Raw genomic sequence first — 19,025 nt, forward strand, 5'->3', positions numbered from 1 at the left:
TCATCAATAGCTATTTCTAGTAAGTCCATTTTTCCACCCGCCTACGGTATTCCACGCCTTAATCTATAGATTTTATGCTGGTTCTTTTGTGTACGGGCTAAATTCACCATAAGTAACCATAATTCACCATAACTTGATTGAAAAGTCTGATTGGAAAACTATATCTCTCTATCTACTAGGGTGTGTAGAGCCATGTTTCACCATTAAAAGGCATATTTAGGCATATATTTGAGACATGCTGAAATCATGGCTGATTTAGAAACAGCCTAACTGCCATATACATGCATAATTCACCATAAATCACCATTAAAATCAGCTTGGAAAGCTAGATTTTAATCATGTTTTGGTCCATTGAATGATACGGATTCGTAGAAACTCGTCGCATGACACTAATCAGGTCACATTATTAAAATGTACAATATTTGATGTAAGTGTAAAATGGTGTGGTTTGCAGGCTGGTAAAATAATCAATCAAGACTAGGTTGGTACATGCGGAGGTGGACCTTTGAGTTTTTCTAATCAAGATATAGAGGCTATAAAATCCAGAGTGGTTCTAAGTGAATTTCTCGCTAGAGAGTTCAATTTAGGAAGCTATAAGAAGCAGGGAACAAGCTTAAAGTGTCCATGCCCCTTTCATAATGGAGTTAAGGATAATTTTGAAGTTAACGATGATCATCAACATTGGCATTGTTGGTCAGATGATTGTGGTGGGGGGGATGTCTTTGAAGCCTTACAAAAAGGGCATGGTATGTCTTTTGGTAAAGCGGTTCGATATGTCGCTGACCAAATAGGGTACAAACTTAGTTATCGAGACGACGTAAAGTCCTTTTCAGCTAGTAAAGATATGACTGTTTTTTGTACCAACATGTACAAGCACTTTAAATTAGCTAGCTTTGATCATGAGCGAGATATCGTTAATTACAACCTAGCGCTAAACAACAACGCAATCAATGGATTTATGAGGTGTGACCCTCTAAAGAAAGAATCTTGGTTTGAGTGCATTAAGTCGAAGCCCGAGTTGAAAAGAGCAACTGAGAATCTAGATTTTTACAATCAGAAATTAGGGATGTTAAACGAAACCTTCTCGCTTCAACCAATGGTAAAAATCAGAAGGCTAGATTTAAACTTTATGAACGATGACCTATCAGTTCACACCATCCCAGCAACTGAATTAGCTACGATGGAAGTCAATGGATTTAAGGTGTTTGATAGTACCGGCGAGTTTATTGGTTTCTTTCCACAAGCTTTTGAACCAGAGCATTCTGTTTCAATTCCGCTTCTCAGCGTGGTTGAGCGTATGCAGCTCGATAATCGAGTGCTCACAGTAGTAGACAGTCTTAATAAGTACAATGAACATATATCAAACGATAATTTAAACGTGGTTCTTGTTGATTCTACGCTTTCATACAATCAGATGAATTCGATCATGATGCTTTCCCCGCAGGATGAAATGTATTTTGAATGCTCTAAGGAGTACTTTGAAAACTCTGTGAATCGAAAGAGCTTGATGGAGATGATGAGTCGTGTTTCCAACAAACCATATGAAGCCACTTTATCGTTTGATAACGGAGAGACAAAATTCAAACTGTGGCAATACTGCTACCAAAACTTGAAGAACATTGACTCTCAAGAAGAGTTGTATTCATTAAAAGAAATACTTAAGAACTTGATTGTTTATGATGGATACACGAACGAAAATCTTGAAGTCTTTGCGGATTCTTTACTTCAGCTAGAGGTCAGTGGCTTAACCACTGTAAACGACTTTTTGAAGAACTACTTTAACCTGGGGTCAGTCAGTAAGGAAGATAAGGAAAATTTTCAGGAATTAGTACTTAACTATGGTTATGAACGGAGCGAGAAGGTCAAGTCTGCTCTATCGTATTTTGACCTTAGAGCAGAGGTCGCATTAGTCCTCGATGTTCAACATAAAGCAAATGAGCTGCGTTCAAAGATAGAATCTACACCATCAATGTCTTAATTATTTTGAATAATATTTGCAGTTTTGATTTCTGGTTGTTTATATTAACTTCATTGATACAGTACAGTTGCATGAGAGAGGGGCATATGGACGGTACACAAATCATCAACAATGTTAAGCTTGAGTACATCAATGAGATTTTTAATGCCTATTGCGGCACTCATAAAGGCGATGCGTATTTAATGGATACCGTGCCATCTTTAGACGTTAACTCAACTGATTTCGAAGGCTATGTAAATAGAATATTAAATCCTCAAAATGAGGGAACCGTTCTTGTTATTTTGACCCATGAGTCAAGATCCAAAGAGCAACATACACTTGTTTTTGGTATTCAACGTAAAGCGACGGCTTCTGACTATACACTTGTTTTGTATGATGAGGGCATTGCTAAACAATTCGCACCAAAAACTTTGGGTTTAACGTCCGTCACGACAAACGTTGGCAAGTTTATTGAAACCATGTATTTGAATGACTCACTAGTCGCTTAATTAAAACTCCCCTCTAAAACATGAAAGCCGACCAGATGGTCGGCTTTTTACTTACCCTAAAGATGGTCCGTTGTTAACAAACCTTTGAGATAGGGGTTTCCTTGCAATTTCTGGCTCATCCGAAGCTTTTAGCTCATTAACAGAAGCTTCGGTTTTAGACCTGATAGGTAAACTTGCTTTATTGTCTGCCGTTACTCGATTTACCTGCTCTGCATTCTTACTCTTAATTGTAGACTGCTCACTTGTCACATCTGAAGTTGGGCTTGTTGGTTCAGAGTTGTGCGATTTTGACTGTAATGGCTTAGCTGGTTTGATACGAGAGGGTAGCTTTGTAACTAATGGGATATCATCGACAACCTTTGGCATAACTTTTACTTCCAGAGCTGCACGCTTACTGTGTACAACAAGACAGTTTATATCGTGCTTAACGCCTTGACGTTTGACTTCCGAGATAAACTCCTTTGTCCCCCACACAGCGAGATCTTTCCAACCATGCTCTTTGGCATACTTTACCATCAAAGATGCTTGCTCTTTAGGGTTATCACCCTCGAATTCAAGATGATTATCAGATTCCGTCGCGACAATTTTATCTTTCTGTCGTTTTAAAGGGTTGCCGCTGAATAGCTCTATTTCAAAAGTAGCCTTTCCATTGTTGTGGTCGATGTTGTAGTCAACTTTATTACCGAGCAAGAGTTTAGAAACCTGCTTGTTCTCGAAGATAGAAACGGTTTTAGCAATATTGCGTTTACCACGATACCTTTCAATATAAGCTTGGTCTATGTTTAACGGAGCAATCCCGTTGGTATCTTCATTTGTAGACAAACAGTCTTCTGAAACGGTAGAACGGACATCTTGTGTAGGTTGATTTGTATAAAGCACAGAGTCTTGCTCAAAGAGCGACTGATCTTCTTTTACCCCAGTTAATTTTTCAGGTTCATTATCCTTTTGAATTTCAGTTTTCTTGGGAACAGTTACAGACTCTGAGTCGGAGTCTTTAGAAGAAGTCTCATCCATTGATTCATTCGAACCGTGCTCTACGAAAGTAACTTTACTTTCTTTGTTTTTCTGGCTCTGTTTGTCATCTAGGTCATCTTGTGATGGCTCTCCATTCTCAACAGAATCTTGCGAACTTTCGCTTGCAACAGTAGAACGAGAATCTGCATCATTCGCTGTTGTCTCTTGTTCCGCTTCCACAGTTGAAACGGTTTTCTCTTGTTCTGTAGAATCAGAAGAAGGTATTTCGCTGGTAGTTTGGGTAAGTTCAGGGTTGTTACTTACTTCTAAACCAGTGGGTGCGTTAACTCCTAACTCTCGTTCGTTACTTGACTTAGCTTCAGGAGATTTCATCATGTCTAGAAGGTCTGACATAGCCGGAGCGAATTGTTGATTGCTATCTTCTTTGGCGAGTGGGGAAAGTTCACTATCATTTAATGACTCATCTTCAAACTCGTCAGGATTGAATTCAAATCCGATGTCCTCTTCATGTACTTCTTGGTTTTCTAGTTTAGGTGCCATTTCTCTAAATCCTTATTACGCAAATGGTATCTGACCTTGTTTAGCCGTTGCTTTAGACATAATTTGATTCATTTGAGAAGAACTACTTTGACCCGATGAGACGAATTGAGTTTGGGCATTCTTTGCGCCATCTTCTTGAAGATGATCTCTGTCCAAACCAATCCAACGCATGAACAAATCAGTAAGCTCCCAAATAAGTGTCATGTTTTTGTAGATACCGATAGTTAGAACAATTGAAGATACAATGAAAAGACCAATCAGCATCATGGGGTTGGTTATTCCCGCATTTGCCGAAATCATTGCAGGTTGAATTGTTGAGTTGACAATGAAACCTAAAACTTTGTTTAAAACCAAAGCCATGAAGAAACCGATTGTCATTAGTGGAGGTCGGATAATCAAACTGATTAGAATGTTTATACCTTCCTGAGAACGTCCCATGTATGATTCAGCTTGCTGTCCTTTTAGGGTCATACCGCCACCCCACCAGCCAGTACCTAAAATAGCCATTACTGCAAATGATAGGTATGAAAAACAAGCAATAGTCCACATGATGTAGGGAATGTAGGGGATTATGTTTGTCATAAAAAATCCCCAAGTAAATAAACTTAATACGAGTAGTACAATTATTCCGGGAACTCCGGATTTGAAACTGTCGGCACCTACTTCAGAGTCATTTTGACTGTCGTCTGTAGAATTACCTGAAATCATATCGTATAAACTAGGCATCAACCAAAATGCTAAAGCACTGTTTTGTACAGTTCGCCCAATGTTTCGTAATTGTAGTATTGGGTCTGTAGCAGCATAGTTTAGATTGCTCCCATCAAGCTCACCTGTAGCTAAATATGCAAATGCTGATACTGCAGCCTTTCTTACAATAGCCTCTACAATACCAAATCGTGAAGTTTCGGTAATTTGGTTTACTGATGCGGTCAAAATATCTTGCGACCCAGAAGCGTAAGGTGACGAAATGAACGCTTTGTACTGTTCTTGGATTTTGACTAACTTTTCATCGTCGTTATCGAAGAAATCTAGCAAAGATAAGTAAGTAGTAAAATAGAAGCTGTACCAGGAGATCCGATTACTCTTAAAGGTTACTGAATCAACTGGTCTAAAACTGTTTTCGACTGGGTCACTGAAGCTATCCTGCATTTGTGCAAGTGAAGTATATGATGAGCCAAGTCCGAACATGCCTACTGATGCGATATCATCGCGCATGGCATTAATGGTTGTTGTAGCCTCTGGTGTCCTGCCTCTTGTCGGAATTATGAGAGGTGAATCGTAGAAATCTTTAAGCATACGGTCAATTGCCGTAACGATTTTCCTTGAGTATTTAAACTTAAGAGCCGCATAAGCTTTAGAGTCCGAAATACTGAGTGGTAGCTCCTTGCCGTCGCTAATAGTTGTTAAGCTGGCATAGTTTTCTTTATTGATATTGGTGGCAAATGGTTCAAGTTCTTGCCAAAGCTCGCGGATGTAACTCATTGCGAGACGACCCATTTCGGATTCCGTATATGACGTTATAGCTTCATGGGCATTATCAAACCTTCTGCCAATGTTATCTTTGTCATGTATTTCTCCCAAGACACCAGATCCGCATTCAGCATCAGGACCAAAATAGTATTTATGAATCCGGTTTTGTTTCTCTATGGCTTTTAAGTTTTGACGACCTCCCCAAGTGCTTGTTTCAAAGAATACACCTTGGCTTAATCGATCTTGGTACTCAAGGTATAAGTATGTCCCATCGATACCGCGAGAGTTTGGTTCGCTTTCATCAGTTTTTGAGTCAAGTTCTTCTTCCAATGCTGTGACGCAGACCTTTGCATAAAGCATGGAATCAATGTACTCATTTACCGCAGGATATTGGGTGGCAACAATAGAGGGAGTTAATAAGTTACCGACTGAGAACTTGATGATAGAAGCAGACATCCCTAAACCAATGACTACGGCGCAAATGGTTGTCATCTGAAAAGTAGATAGCCCATAGAATGCTTGAATAGGAACAGAGCCTATCATTGCACCTGAGCCACGAACTAAACCGAAAACAGTTTCCTCTTTCTCATCACCCTTTAAGTACCCAATTTCTAATGAACGTTTAACGAAAAATCCTATAACGTAAGCAATAAGAACACCGCCGATTAGAATCATGCCCAAAGTGTTCATCATCTGAGCGTATGAAAGACCTAGTGTATTTCTGTAATTCGGATCGGTAACAGGAGTACGATCATCTAACGTGGTTCCTGTTACGGACTCGAATGCTTTCATTACTGGCTCACCAAATACATATCGCAGTGCTATGTACCCCATATCTAATTGGCTAGGACCATCAAAAAAGCCATCAGGCAACCACCAAGGGCTAACCTTGTAGTCGTAAACTTCCTCTGTACCTTCAGCAAGTGTTTGCAGATCAACGCCAGATTGCTTCAATGCTTCAGTTTCACGGTTAATTTTTCGATTTAGATTGTCTTTTACTGCACCTGCTTGGAATGCTTCAATCGATTTTTGGGCACTCGTACCGTTCGTAATCTGTTCGTGCTCCAAGATTGGAGTAGGAGCGGAACCATTGTCACTGTCATCAGCAATTACTTGAAATGAAGCCAAGATTAAAGCCAGTAAAGGTATAAGTTTTGCAAAAGCTCGCTTCATATTGGTCATTTTAAGAAATTCCGTAAATTGCTAAATCCACATATAATGTATATATTAAACGTAATCTAGCAAATGTTAAACTTAAAAAATGATTAGCAATTACGATGTGGAAAGTTGGCTCCAAAACTTTGACGAACCAATCAAAGCAACCATGCAGTACGTCCTCGGCATTGAGAGTTGGACTTGTGATGATGAAGAAAAGGTACAAGAAGCATTGAATATGATTTCTGGTGTTGCCCAGACAACATCTAAGGACAATCCGTTGTTGTTCCAAGAAATCGTAGACGAAGGTCGGAGTACTGCATTAAGAACGGCATTTACTCAAATATCTGAACAGGAAGTCATCGAATTACAAGCTCAACTTATATTCCCACGAGCAATCAAGTTGTTTGGTGATCTTGTAAATCTCGAACCAGAAGTAGCCAAAAAACTCATTTCAACTGAATTACTGCAATCGAATGATGAGGCTGTTGTGATTGGTGCGAGAACACTAGTCAGTAGAATTCTCTTTTTATCCAAAATGTCGATATTTCAGCGGATTTTTTCTGATCGAAATCAATATCAATTTGTTATGGAAGCTATTGAAAATTATGAATTTTAGAAAAACATCTATGGGTGTGTTGATTGCGTTATCAACTTCATTCTCTGCGGCAGCGTCTATAGACGTTTGTAGTTCACCTAGTGAACTTCACGAGCAAAAGATGCAGAAATACGGAATGTCAGAAGTACCTTCACTCTTACACGACTGTGGGCTTGACTCAATCTTCAATGCATCAGGGATTTTTGACATTTTCAATGATTTTAAAGCCTCCATTCCGTCAATGGACCTGCTATGCGGATATAACACAAAGGATATAACAGATTGGTACGGTATTCCGAATGACTATGAATATGATGTAGGAGTTGAAGTAGGTTACGACTTAAATAATGACTTCCTCAAGGGTGGCGATGAGTTCTTCTCGAGCTTTGAATAGAAGCAGGTTGTTAGTTAGTTCTTCAATTTTCAGCATCATATGGAATAGATAGTGGGTTCTAAAGGTCGTAAGCACATAATGGACAAAGCTGAACTGCAGCGGCGTCCTTTAACATTAGATGAGAAACTTGGATTATTCTTTAATTCAAATAACGTATTGGTTCTCTTCCCAGCCAGTTTGATCATTTATCTTATCCAACCATTCTTCTTCCTAATCTTTGGTTTGGTGTCGTTTGCATTGATAAAACGACGTGAAGTCAAAGTTCCGAAGATGCCATTTTTCATACCTGCTTCTAGCGGAGTTAACTACGATCCATTCAACCCTAACCCAGCCAAAAAGCAAGATGGCTCGAAGTCATATCGTGGTGCAAAAGGGATAGTCTATTTTGGGAACGAAGTAGAAAACAACCTTCAGTGCTGGTTTGATAATGGAACAGTAAAGCAACACTGTAGCTTCTTAGCAGCGACGGGTAGTGGTAAGACTTTTACCATGATTGGTATTTTTAACGTAAACAGCCTTATTTTTGGGGCTGGGTACATACTAGTCGATGGAAAAGCAGACCTTGACCTTGCCCATAAAGAAATCTCTCTACTCCATCGGTTTAACAGATTAGATGATCTTTTTCTAATTAACTATATCCAAGGCGATAGTAACCCTTGGGATGAATATGAAGGTCACATTACAACTAATACGTTCAATATTCTTGATACTGGTACTGCCGCATCATGTATTGAAAGTTTTAAGTCACTACTGGCTGGTGATGGGGATATTTGGGCTAAACGTGCGGATGCTTTGGTAGCGGGATTGTTAGGTCCGTTGGTGTTTCTACGCGATGAGCGTGTTCAGTTTCTTAACATGGGAACTCTAATTGATTATTTAACCGTTGAAAGTGCAGGTCTGTTAGCTTCGCCCGAACCATTAGAACAGTTCAATAATGTCAAGATACCAGAGCAAGTAAATAAGCAAATATACGGATTTATTAAAACACTACCTGGGGTTTCGGCTGGTGACTTTAAAACTCTACTTAAAGGGGAGTCTGTAAAGAGTACGCAGGTATATGATCAATTTGGTTTCTGTTCTATGCAAATCATATTGGTTTGTAACATGCTCGCCGGTGATTACACAAAAATCTTTGGCTGTGAGAGTGGTGACATAAACCAAGATGCGATCGTCTTAACTGATCGTGTATTGCTTGCTCTATTGCCAGCACTCGAAGCTTCGCCGCAAAGTGTTGCTTCAATGGGTCGAATTGTACTCAGCTCACGAAAAGCAATGATGGGGCGTTCGCTTGGACACCAAATTGAAGGGGAAGCAAAGCGAAATATAGAAACAAGACCGACAAATAGTTCATACCCCTACATAAATGTTATGGATGAAGTGGGTATGTACTTCGATCTATCAGAAGGTCCAGCAAGTGCGCAAAGTCGATCTTTAGGTTTCTGTCTAGCTTATCTAGCGCAGGACTTACCAGCTATGGGCAAGCTTTCTGAGGAAGTATCCAAAACGGTGAAAACAGTAATGGGTAACACGATCATCAAGATTGCTGGTCGAATTATTGATGATGAGACTCGGGAGTTATACCAAAAACTAGCTGGTAAGCACTACGTATGGCAAAGGGACCGCGCTGAAATTTCTGCAGTGGGTATGTCCACAAAGTCTAAAGACAGTTCTGCCTCATACGTAGAGGAAGATAGATTAGATAACCATGAGATTCAAAAGCTACGTGAAGGTGAGTTATATATAACTGCTATCGATGAGTTACATCGAGTTGATGGTCCAACAATGGTGCCAAAAAATATGAAGCAATTGGCACTAAATCAATTTGTGCCGTGGCAACCGTATGACGTGTCATTCATAACAAACTATAAACTTGCAAAATTAGAGATGAAAGAGATTTTTCATCGGGCTACTACTACTGAAATCGAAATGGAGTTTGATACAGACTCAGTTAGTTTAATTACAGACATTTTGGAACGTGTAGAAATTTGTAAGAACAACACTTCATCACTCACTGAAGCATTTGCATACGGCTTTGCGTCCTACGCGACAATGCAGTCAGATTTACTATCTAGTATTAATGGCTTATATGATGCATTAGAAGATGACTTTTCTGAACATGATGTGTCAGCAGAACCTGTAAGTTATGAGGAACCGGAAAGTACCACTGAAACCGAGACACAGCAGCCAGCCAATCAAGACAAAACTAATAGTTCTGAAAATAACGCACAAGAAGCAGAACATGTTAACGAAGTTGCATCTAGTTCAAATGAAGAACCACAAGCAAGTTCATCAGCAGAATCAGAAGAACCACAGCATTTCGAAAAACCATCAGAAGAAGAAATCAATGCATATCTTTCAGATGATGATGATGACCGTGAAGATTCTCTATCTCAAGATCCCGCTATAGGGTTAGACGATGATGTTGGTTTCAACAAGGAAGAAGCCATCGAAATAACGAAGTCTGACATAGACGAGGTCAAGCGAGAAAAGTATGCAAGTTTACTTAATATATCTTTAGAAAATAACGGTACAAGTCGTGAAGAAATCAGTCAAAGCATGACAGAGCTAGCTGTTAGAACAAATAAGCTAGAACGTATTGATATGGATCTTCGAAACGGAACGATAACTAAAGAAGAAGCTACGAAATTACAAAACTCACCAGTAACAGAGGATGAGGTTCAAGTTGCAAGTGAACATGTTGATCAAATGCTATCTCATGTTGAATCGAGTGTTGTACACCCGCGTTTGCCTTCTCCAACCACAAACGTGGAAAGAACGGTAAATATTCTAAGTGAAATTCACTCAATACTTGAGTCAAATCAATAAAGGAAAACGCAAAATGTTGAATGAAAACAAAATTAATCTAAAGCACGTCGATGAGTCACTATTTGAAACTCCCAAAAACGCTGTCGAGTATGTTGATTTTCTCTCTGAAAATGAGCTTCAAGAGTTCTACAAGGATGTTAAGCGATGCATTTCAGAGGTCGCTGCAAAATATGGTATCTCACTGCAAAGTATCCAATCGTCCAAATCATATTCTGACGTAACAATGAGCCTTATCTGTGGTCCAGTCCAAAACCTAAACATGGACTCATTTGCACAAAACTACCTTACTTTTGGTCCGACACTTAACTTAAAACCTGAATGGTTTAACGTTCCTGTAGTCGCAACAATTGCTGGGAAAAGTTATCACATGCGCATAACTGGTCTACTTGAAGACCAAGGCGGGTTTAAAGTTAGGTTAATTACTGATAAGGGCGAGAGATATTTAGCCCCTGATAAAGTAGTTGTGATGTATGCAAATGGTAATCGTAAGTCACCTGTCTCAAACTTAGCGATGCAAATGTTCAAAGCTAATATTCAAAAAAATGAGTTAAGAGATAAGCTATTTGGTAGGGGAAATACCCAAAGCTTACTTGGTCAGGAAAACGCTACAGCACCAAAGTCTCTTGAGAACAATGAGAAAAGCGACTCAAAAGTAGTTCCATTGAACAAATAGAATTAAGTAGACACAAAAAAGGCATACTTTTTACTAGTATGCCTTTTCTTTTTTTAATGCACGATTACATTTTGAAGTCATTACTAGAGTCATTTTCGTCCCGAAAACTTTGAGCAGCGCTTATCTCTTCTTTTGCTGTATCTTGCGTTTGTTGCATATCAGATTTAACAATTTTCTCTACTCGATCTATGAGACTATCTAAGCTGTTATCATTTTTTAATGACTTCATAAAGTCTGGGGAGTTATAGCCTCTAGCTAATACTTTGATTTTCATGAGTTAGACTCTCCCCACCTTGAATAGTTGATTGAATGAGTTTGCAAGATGGAGCTTTCTGCAATGTCGATTTACAATTGCAAAAGGTAATTTTCTTTTTGTCTCTGTAACGTAGATACTCCATTGATTCTTGTATTTTAGCATACTATCAAATTCGTCTTCATCTGGGGTAATCTCATTGTTGAACACGAACAGAACACGTAAATCTTTAATAACAATCATTGCTGCACATCGAGTTGGAGTTAGTATCCAATCAGCATGTAATGCAAAGTCTGAGAGCCAACTAGGGTATTGAACTGCGAGAACCCTATCAGTTGGCAAGCGATGCTTGGTAAACTCATCGAGTTCAAAAAGCATACATCCTCCATCCTTTACATAAACCACTTCGCCGTAAGACTCACTTTGTACGTAACAAGAGTTATCCATCTGCATTGTTTTGAATAAGCTAAGTAGCTTAACCGCCAATTCTTCTTCCGTATCAGGCATAATCATCGTTCTACATAATTTTGTTATCATATGATACAATATATACTTTATGATTAAAAGAGAGATAGCGGCGATGCGAAATGTTCTGGCAATTGATGTCGTAATGGATCACATAGAGCGAAAACTTGCGTTGGAGTATGAAAACTTTCCTGCAAGTAAAGCCGATATCACAGTTCTTAAGGCGATTGTTTTGCAATACGCTAATGCAAACTCAGTGCTTTCAGTCGGTACACCATTGATACCTTTCCAAAACTTTAAAAATGATTTAGGCGAGCATGATTTTATACACGTCGATAGCCCAAAATTTGATGATAAGTCAATAATGATGAGATACGTGACTGATGCTCTAAGTCAGGTGCTTCATATTGATTTTCAATCGGTAATGGAAGGGAATCATCCTAGTATCGATATAAAGCCACTTGTTGATGCATGGAATGAATATTTCGAACAATTACCGCGTAATGAAGCCGTTAGTTTAAAAGACTCTGTTACTCACCTATCAATTGAAACGTTTAGCACGGTTGTTCACAAACCAGTCCCGCACGTCTTACAAAAAGATGTGGCAGAAGAAATCTACCAGCGAAGCATGGATGTGTAGAAATGAATGATAGTCCAATTCTGAATGAACTACTTTTAAATGCAAATAAGGCACCCACGGCAACTAATTCAAAACAGAAGTTAATAATTAACTCGTATGCCAGTGGTGACGAAAATGATGATGAAAGTTATGAAGAGGAATTTGATTCTCTTTTCTCTCAAGAAGAACATGCGTATGAAGTTCCCGAACCTGCAAGTTTTGGAATGATTGAAGAATACGAACATGCTTTAACTGATGCATCACTGCAAACCTCTGACTCAGCAAATGCTAAAGAAGACTCAAAAATAACGAGCAAAAAGATCAAGTCTTTGCAAATGAAGTCACTGAAAACGTTGACATATATGATAAATGCAGAATTAGCAAACGCTGGTAGAACGATTGTTCGAAACAAAGCGATGATGGATCAATTCCAAGATGGCATTGTAAATGCCATTGGTGAGACAGTCCTTCTTCAAAAAGAGTTTATCGTTTCATTTCATAAGACAGTATGTGACCTCAATAAAGTAAGCGAAAGGGACAAGGCTCAAGGAAAGTCTAGTGCTAGTGAATACTCTTATAGGCTTAGTTGGGGAATTAACTCTCTTATATATGCTCGATCTGTTGAAATTGGCTATGAAGCTAAAAAGTCGACAAAATTGTTTACGCAAATTTTACTAGGTATATATGGCGACATTAATCATCCAGGAATTCTAAACATTCGAAACCAACTTGGTTTAACTGATATTGATCCTGAAACCTTAGCCTACATAGACAGACGGATGGATAAGGTCCGGTTGTATAACCCTTTTCGCGAACAGCAAACATCAAATGAAGAGTCTTTTTACTACTCTGTTTCAATGGCATGGAGCGAGGTTTTCAATGCCTTGCATTCTGACAGGTCAGTAATAGTTGATGGCAATTCCAGAAACACCATAAGGAAAATGTTCGAAGATAGGATTATTGATTTATTTGCCTACTTTTCTGTCGGTTGTGAACGTGAATCTGATTACAACATGCTCTTGAAATCATGCATTTCTAAGGTGGCTTCATTCCAAGCAAATATCATCAACATTTGTATTGAGTCATTGAAAAACGATTCAAACCAGAAATCATTTGGTTTCATTATTTCAACGACTCGGGATTGCCTAGATGAGTTAGTAAGTCGATTGAAATTCTGTACTGAGGTTGTTACACGTCAACTTCTAGAGGCAGAAACAGGAAGTTTAGTGCATGGGGTAAAAGCGCACGAAAGTGAAATATATCCGACGCACTTACTGCTGAATATAGATAATTCAATAGATAACTACATATCATCTATCAAACCCGGTCTATTACCCAATGATATTGCTCAAAGATACCTTATGCTCCAAAGAACGACGCTTAAGGTGTGCGATATTGCCCAAGATAGATTCAGGCATTTAGTCAGCTATAAGGATCAAATCGGCGCTAATGGTCAAGTAATAAAGCCCGATATGAATGTTTTGATGCCAGGATTTTATGGGAAAGTGTATAACGCATTTAAAAATGCTAACTCGCATCTTCCGGTACTTGAGGAATCAGCTCACCAAAACTACTTAACGGCAATTTTAGGTGCTGCAATCATGGCATTAACGCCAAGGGTTAGCCCAGACAAAGTCCTATGTGAACTCGGATTTGACCCATACCTTAAACGTGAAGTTAACGAGCAAATAGTGATGATTGCTCGTGCATTGAAAATCGAGCCAACAAATCATAGATTCAATGCGGAGTTACTTTGTGCTTCGATAGAAGCAATTTCTTCAACCCGAACATTTGCTTGGGGAATACATGAAGGCTACGTAGCCTTGAATGTAGTTAACTCACTTCTAAAAGCCTCAAATAACATCTTTAGAGACTCACCAATTCAATCAAATGCAGAAAGCTCATTTTTCTCGTTTAAGACAGCGTTAGATCAATCATTGAAGATTTTTAAACGAATTTGGTCTAGTACAGCGAATGAAACCTTAACTCGATCTGACAAGAGATTTTGCCTTGGAGATATAGACAGAAAATCTGCTGAAGACATTATCAACGAGTTCAATAGAACAATGAGTCAGGAATGTTACTTGTTTCATTCAAATGCCGAAAAGATATACAACAATTTATTAGGGCACAAATCCATCAATCTTAACTTCAAAAAAACTAGCGATTTGAAGCCTGGTTTAAGTGAAGAAGAAGTGAATCATATTTCGATGGGGTTTAATAAAGATGTCGAATGAACAAGATCCTAATCTGGAAAAGCTACATAAACTAGACCCAGTAAAACGGCGTAAGTTTTTAGCAGTGATGCTTGGAGGGAGTGTAGGAACAATCGCTACATTGGTGTCGCCCAATGCAAATGCTTTCTTAGGTCTGTCGCCAACAGAGTTGTTAGAGAAGTTTTTAGACAAAGCTGGGCAAATTCTAATGATGTTTATTGCAAACCGATACTACAAGAACTTCATAGAGGCTTGGAACGAATATACAGATGTTACTAAAGAATCTAGAGCAAAAGAAAATGGACTGTTAAGCGGAACATTTCAAAATTCAGTTGATTTTGAAATGAACTTTGACAAGACGATCCAAGATAATGTCATGATGCGACGGACGGAAACATCGCCAAGAGTCTGTCAAGATACTCAGCAAAGCGGCTTGGTTGTTCAATCAATTAAAGCCAGCACTGCAAATATGGACAATATCGCCACTGGACAATCAAAGATTTTCTATTCAACCGACTTTCCAAACATCAGTGATTACCGAGCTTCATACATAGATTTGGTTGAAACTACTACTGAAGGGCAAGGAGTAATTAGCCTTAAGAACTTGTCGATGATTTTTGGTACTGGTGCTTTTCCAAGTGTTTCTGGTGCTCAATCTGAATTTTCTTTGTTATTAGCGGATATAGTTCGCTCCCCAGACCATGATGCATTTAAGTGGAAAGAGGGTGTTAATCCTGAAGTTGATGAAGATCTCGCAAAAGGGAGCTTAGCAATCGAGAAAAGAAACTTCAGAGACGTATCAAAGGCAGTACAAGCGAATATCATAATTGAAGGTCTTTCGTATGCGATGGCAAGAAGAGTTGGTTCAAAGTCTCTTACGGAAGCAATGAGGACCACTTTACTTGGGGCTGGGGCTAATAAAGCGCAGAAAGCAATATCTGATGGAGGTCCATATTTCAGCGGTGCAGAAGCACTCTTACTTGAAGTGGAATCAAAGGCATTAGAACCAGGATATTTAAAAGAGTTGAACAGTTATTCAGATCCTACCCCTGTCTTGTACTACGTCAATAGCCAACAAGCTCTACTCAATAGAATCAAGCATGAAAGAATGAAAATTGCAAAGCTTAGAAATAGCATTTCAGCAATAAACTCCGCATTAGAGATAGAGCGTAGGGAGACTTAAGTGAATAAAGAAAATCCTAATTCTAATGTTCGATCCGGACTGTCTGATTCAAAAGTTAAGACTTTGAAAAATCAGGAAAACATAGATGCAAACCGTAGACAGTTTTTAAGAAAATCTGTTTCTTATAGTGCAGCGGCAACAGTCGGTGTTGCTGCGGTAACTACTTCACCACCAGCTAATGCATTTTTTATTACAGCCGCCAAGATTTATGGCGAGCTATCAGGGTTAGCTTGTCGTTTACCTACCATTATGTCTTTTGAGTTTTCTGCAGATTATATCGCTGAACTTTGGGGATCGATGAACACTGGCTCTCAAAACACTTTGTTGATGGGGTATGACAAGAAAGTTGAAGTAAAAGCAGAAGCAGACAAAATTGAAGTAGCAAGGCAATCAGAACCATCACCGAGGTTGTGTGCATTTCAAGAGATAGGGTTTACTCAACAAAAATATCAATACCGCGATACCCAAATTGTAAATCAATTTTGCTTGGAACCACCACCACTAAGTAATGAGTTTAGGTTAAAACCGGGCTTTCTAGACATAAAAACTCTTATCGACTCTAACTCGCGGAGTCGCAAAATTTCGGCAGAAGAACGAAATGAGTTAATGACAAGCTTTCGTGCGATAGGTGGGAGTCTTGCAAAAAGAAAGTCATATACAAACAAGCGATTTGCCGATTACCAAAGTGCCAGTGATGAAGCCAGGAGAATTTTAGCATTTCAGGGGCTAAACATTGTTAGCGCTCTTTTAGCGGGGGATGAACGCTATGCTTCTAATCTTCAATCAATTAACACATTCGCAAGTAACGATTGGAGGCAGGAACTAATCGCTGCTGGTGGTGAAACAGGTATGTATGCAGAAGCATCACGCCAACTCGGGCAGCTAATTCACAATGAACATCAAGCATTATTGGCAGAAGAGAGGTTAATGGTTCTTGAAGCCTTATCAGCCGTCCAATCTCTATCATCTATTCAGAAAAAACGCAGGTCAGCATCATGATTAAATGGACTTTAAATCAATTCAGAAAATTGCGCATGTACTTACGTGCAGACGACCCTGACGCAGAGGAAAATAAAACGGACTCTAGTCGATCTTCTAAAGCATGTACGAAGTCCAAATCAACCAAATCCAAAAATAGAGGTGCAGAAAAAGCCGGTCTGTTCGCGGCAGTTGGAGCGTTTTTAATGCTTAACTCATCGCCAGCCCATGCAGGAATTGATGGAATATTGAATAAGCTGGTTGGAAAGTTTGCTGAGATGTTTGAACCATTGATTTCGGCGGTAATGGGAGCATTCTCATCGGTTATTAACTTGTTTAATGACCAAGCGACAGGTGGAATGACGGCAGCATTTACGAAGGGATTTGATACACAATTAGCTCTTACAAAAGAAGTTGCAAATGATCGTATAAGCGCCGCGACAGAACCACCCCCTCAAATGTGTGAAAGTGACCAAAATGCAATTGGTATTGTGGATTCTGCGAATGTTTCAAGAGAGTTAGCAGGGAACCTTGTAGCAAATATGGCAGATGACTACCTTCAGTTGAAGGCGCTTCCCGGTAAAGGGATCTTTAAGCTAAATGGTAATGAGTTAATTAAAAAATATTCGAACGACTTTGGATTTACCAAATTACTCGAAACACCTTTAGTTTCGGGGAAAAATATTGTAACTGCAAATGAGCGTATAACGGCTAAAGATAAGATTGATATGGCTGTTTATTCAGCAATGGACACAGTTGATCTACCTTCAAGCACTGAAACAGTTTCTAATCAGAAAAGATATTTGAGACAGGTTAGTAAGGTAAATACGATTGCCACAGCTCGAATGGTACTAACGGAAAATATGGCTGACAGAGTTGTAACGCCAGGTGCATCAGAATCCCATATGTCACTTCTTGAAAAGGAAATTGACCGTACTTTCGGTAATGAAACATATAGAGCTGATCTAGCTAGTTATGCCGACTCCGTACCTCTTGCTGCAGAAATGAACAAAAACTTAGCTATGAGTAACAAGCTAGCAATCATGACTTTGAAGAAACTCGATCAACTGACTCAACTCGAGGCACTAAAGCTGATCGACCAAGTAGGAGCTAACAATGCAAATGGATAAAAATAATACTAACGGTGCTGTTAATGTTAATAATGTGGCTGCTAATGGTGGTGCAAACCTTACGGCAGAACGACTTGCAACCGCATCTAATGAAGACTTTTCACGTTTGAATAAAGATGGCATTGCCGATATCAAAGAAAGCCTCCTTAAGCGAGATGGAGTTGCTAAGGAGTATCAACCAACAGCTATCGATATTTTCAATCGAACTTTGCGTGTAAATGATCCTGCTATAAATCGAGAACTTCACGATACGATGCAAGATGCTGAAGATATGTTAGAGCAACAAAAAAATGCCAAATCTGGTGGTGGGTCTGGTCAATCTAATCCTTTTGCAACGCTGGGAAAACTCTGGGACAACTTTAAAGGCGGTACGGAGAAATCAAAGATTAATGATGAAATACGTAAAGACAATGATCTGATTCGACGCGTTGAAGAGAGCACTAACTATGGCAAGGATGTTTATCTTGATCTCACTGCCAACCGGATCAATTTACAAAACCAATCTGCAGCGTTGAATAAGATGCTTAGTGAAAAGAAACTCACTGTTGATGATTTAATGATACCTGAAACAATCGGTTCAAACCCAGATCTGGCTGTTAAACTACGTGAGTTTAATGCTGCACGAGAATCATTCAAAAGTAGCTGCGAAGCTGCAAATGATTTTGCCACGTTTAAAAATGAAATGGGTGATTCAAGAAGCCATATTGATACTTGTAATATGGATACTATTAACCGAATTAACTCTGAAATTGAACTAGCGAAGCAACTTTCAATGGAGTCCCATCCAGAAACGGATGCCCCAAATCCATTTTATGACGTGTTTGCAAATGCCCCACAAGCAAGTGTTACAAATGATGGAGTATTAAACCTTGAAGAAAATGACTCAAAAGAGAATGCACTTCTCGAAATTTTAGATGACTTATTAGAGAAATTTAACAATATGAACCCGTTTCAATTCATTTCAAAACGAAATGCATCCCAATCACCATCTAATGTAATGTAGTCAAAGAGATTAGGTTTCAAATGCTGAATTCAAAGCCATTGATACTTGAAAATTACTCACTAACGGTTGAAGAGGGTAGGT

Annotated in this window: 16 protein-coding genes; 12 read left to right on the forward strand and 4 right to left on the reverse strand. The window is 39.0% G+C overall.

The features are described 5' to 3' along the window. The first annotated feature begins 505 nt into the window (after window positions 1–505). Window positions 506–1,978 (forward strand): CHC2 zinc finger domain-containing protein, encoded by a 1,473-nt coding sequence (locus tag ACF8EG_RS16315; protein ID WP_193286236.1) that lies wholly within the window; start codon window positions 506–508, stop codon window positions 1,976–1,978. 86 nt (window positions 1,979–2,064) lie between these two features. After that, window positions 2,065–2,466 carry a hypothetical protein gene (locus ACF8EG_RS16320; RefSeq protein WP_138937650.1) on the forward strand — a complete coding sequence of 134 codons (402 nt, stop codon included), beginning with the start codon at window positions 2,065–2,067 and terminating at the stop codon, window positions 2,464–2,466. A 51-nt stretch (window positions 2,467–2,517) separates the two neighbouring features. On the opposite strand, the gene ACF8EG_RS16325 is transcribed toward ACF8EG_RS16320, so the two are convergent. Together ACF8EG_RS16325 and ACF8EG_RS16330 are read right to left on the reverse strand one after the other, a co-directional pair. Next, complete coding sequence (locus tag ACF8EG_RS16325; RefSeq protein WP_392419567.1) at window positions 2,518–3,981, reverse strand: hypothetical protein; 1,464 nt, start codon at window positions 3,979–3,981, stop codon at window positions 2,518–2,520. Between the two features lie 15 nt (window positions 3,982–3,996). Beyond that, window positions 3,997–6,633, reverse strand: coding sequence for a DotA/TraY family protein (locus tag ACF8EG_RS16330; RefSeq protein ID WP_180208829.1), 2,637 nt, complete (start codon window positions 6,631–6,633; stop codon window positions 3,997–3,999). 97 nt (window positions 6,634–6,730) lie between these two features. Here ACF8EG_RS16330 and ACF8EG_RS16335 point away from each other — a divergent pair, with 97 nt between their 5' ends. From ACF8EG_RS16335 to ACF8EG_RS16350, 4 genes are all read left to right on the forward strand, one after another. Next, the gene (locus ACF8EG_RS16335; protein WP_148299836.1) at window positions 6,731–7,225 is read left to right on the forward strand and encodes a hypothetical protein; all 495 of its coding nucleotides are present in this window, start codon (window positions 6,731–6,733) and stop codon (window positions 7,223–7,225) included. Then, window positions 7,206–7,598 carry a hypothetical protein gene (locus ACF8EG_RS16340; protein ID WP_145471868.1) on the forward strand — a complete coding sequence of 131 codons (393 nt, stop codon included), beginning with the start codon at window positions 7,206–7,208 and terminating at the stop codon, window positions 7,596–7,598. The genes ACF8EG_RS16335 and ACF8EG_RS16340 overlap by 20 nt, the downstream gene beginning before the upstream one ends. 78 nt (window positions 7,599–7,676) lie before the next feature. After that, window positions 7,677–10,424 carry a TraM recognition domain-containing protein gene (locus tag ACF8EG_RS16345; protein WP_180208830.1) on the forward strand — a complete coding sequence of 916 codons (2,748 nt, stop codon included), beginning with the start codon at window positions 7,677–7,679 and terminating at the stop codon, window positions 10,422–10,424. A gap of 13 nt (window positions 10,425–10,437) precedes the next feature. Then, window positions 10,438–11,097, forward strand: coding sequence for a hypothetical protein (locus tag ACF8EG_RS16350; protein WP_025767412.1), 660 nt, complete (start codon window positions 10,438–10,440; stop codon window positions 11,095–11,097). 64 nt (window positions 11,098–11,161) lie between these two features. Here the strand turns inward: ACF8EG_RS16350 and ACF8EG_RS16355 are convergent, their stop codons facing one another. Both ACF8EG_RS16355 and ACF8EG_RS16360 read right to left on the reverse strand, forming a co-directional pair. Beyond that, a complete protein-coding gene (locus ACF8EG_RS16355) occupies window positions 11,162–11,371 on the reverse strand; it encodes a hypothetical protein (protein WP_025767413.1) in 210 nt (69 codons plus the stop codon). A gap of 3 nt (window positions 11,372–11,374) precedes the next feature. Next, entirely contained in the window at window positions 11,375–11,857 is a 483-nt protein-coding gene (locus ACF8EG_RS16360) for a hypothetical protein (RefSeq protein ID WP_138937642.1), read from the reverse strand. A gap of 73 nt (window positions 11,858–11,930) precedes the next feature. On the opposite strand from ACF8EG_RS16360, the gene ACF8EG_RS16365 reads away from it, so the two are divergent. Genes ACF8EG_RS16365 through ACF8EG_RS16390 form a run of 6 tightly spaced genes read left to right on the forward strand, consistent with a single transcriptional unit; the run spans window position 11,931 to window position 18,944 of the window. Beyond that, window positions 11,931–12,455, forward strand: a complete 525-nt coding sequence (locus tag ACF8EG_RS16365; protein WP_258517436.1) for a hypothetical protein — start codon at window positions 11,931–11,933, stop codon at window positions 12,453–12,455. A 2-nt stretch (window positions 12,456–12,457) separates the two neighbouring features. Further along, window positions 12,458–14,671, forward strand: coding sequence for a hypothetical protein (locus ACF8EG_RS16370; RefSeq protein WP_258486610.1), 2,214 nt, complete (start codon window positions 12,458–12,460; stop codon window positions 14,669–14,671). Further along, entirely contained in the window at window positions 14,661–15,833 is a 1,173-nt protein-coding gene (locus ACF8EG_RS16375) for a hypothetical protein (RefSeq protein WP_258486609.1), read from the forward strand. Before ACF8EG_RS16370 ends, ACF8EG_RS16375 begins: the two co-directional genes overlap by 11 nt. Continuing rightward, the gene (locus ACF8EG_RS16380; RefSeq protein WP_258486607.1) at window positions 15,834–16,832 is read left to right on the forward strand and encodes a hypothetical protein; all 999 of its coding nucleotides are present in this window, start codon (window positions 15,834–15,836) and stop codon (window positions 16,830–16,832) included. Next, complete coding sequence (locus ACF8EG_RS16385; RefSeq protein WP_258486604.1) at window positions 16,829–17,941, forward strand: hypothetical protein; 1,113 nt, start codon at window positions 16,829–16,831, stop codon at window positions 17,939–17,941. The genes ACF8EG_RS16380 and ACF8EG_RS16385 overlap by 4 nt, the downstream gene beginning before the upstream one ends. Further along, window positions 17,928–18,944 carry a hypothetical protein gene (locus tag ACF8EG_RS16390; RefSeq protein WP_258486601.1) on the forward strand — a complete coding sequence of 339 codons (1,017 nt, stop codon included), beginning with the start codon at window positions 17,928–17,930 and terminating at the stop codon, window positions 18,942–18,944. Before ACF8EG_RS16385 ends, ACF8EG_RS16390 begins: the two co-directional genes overlap by 14 nt. Window positions 18,945–19,025 lie beyond the last annotated feature (81 nt).

It is taken from the genome of Vibrio sp. YQ_11 (assembly GCF_043103065.1).
GTDB classification, from domain to species: Bacteria; Pseudomonadota; Gammaproteobacteria; order Enterobacterales; family Vibrionaceae; genus Vibrio; species Vibrio parahaemolyticus.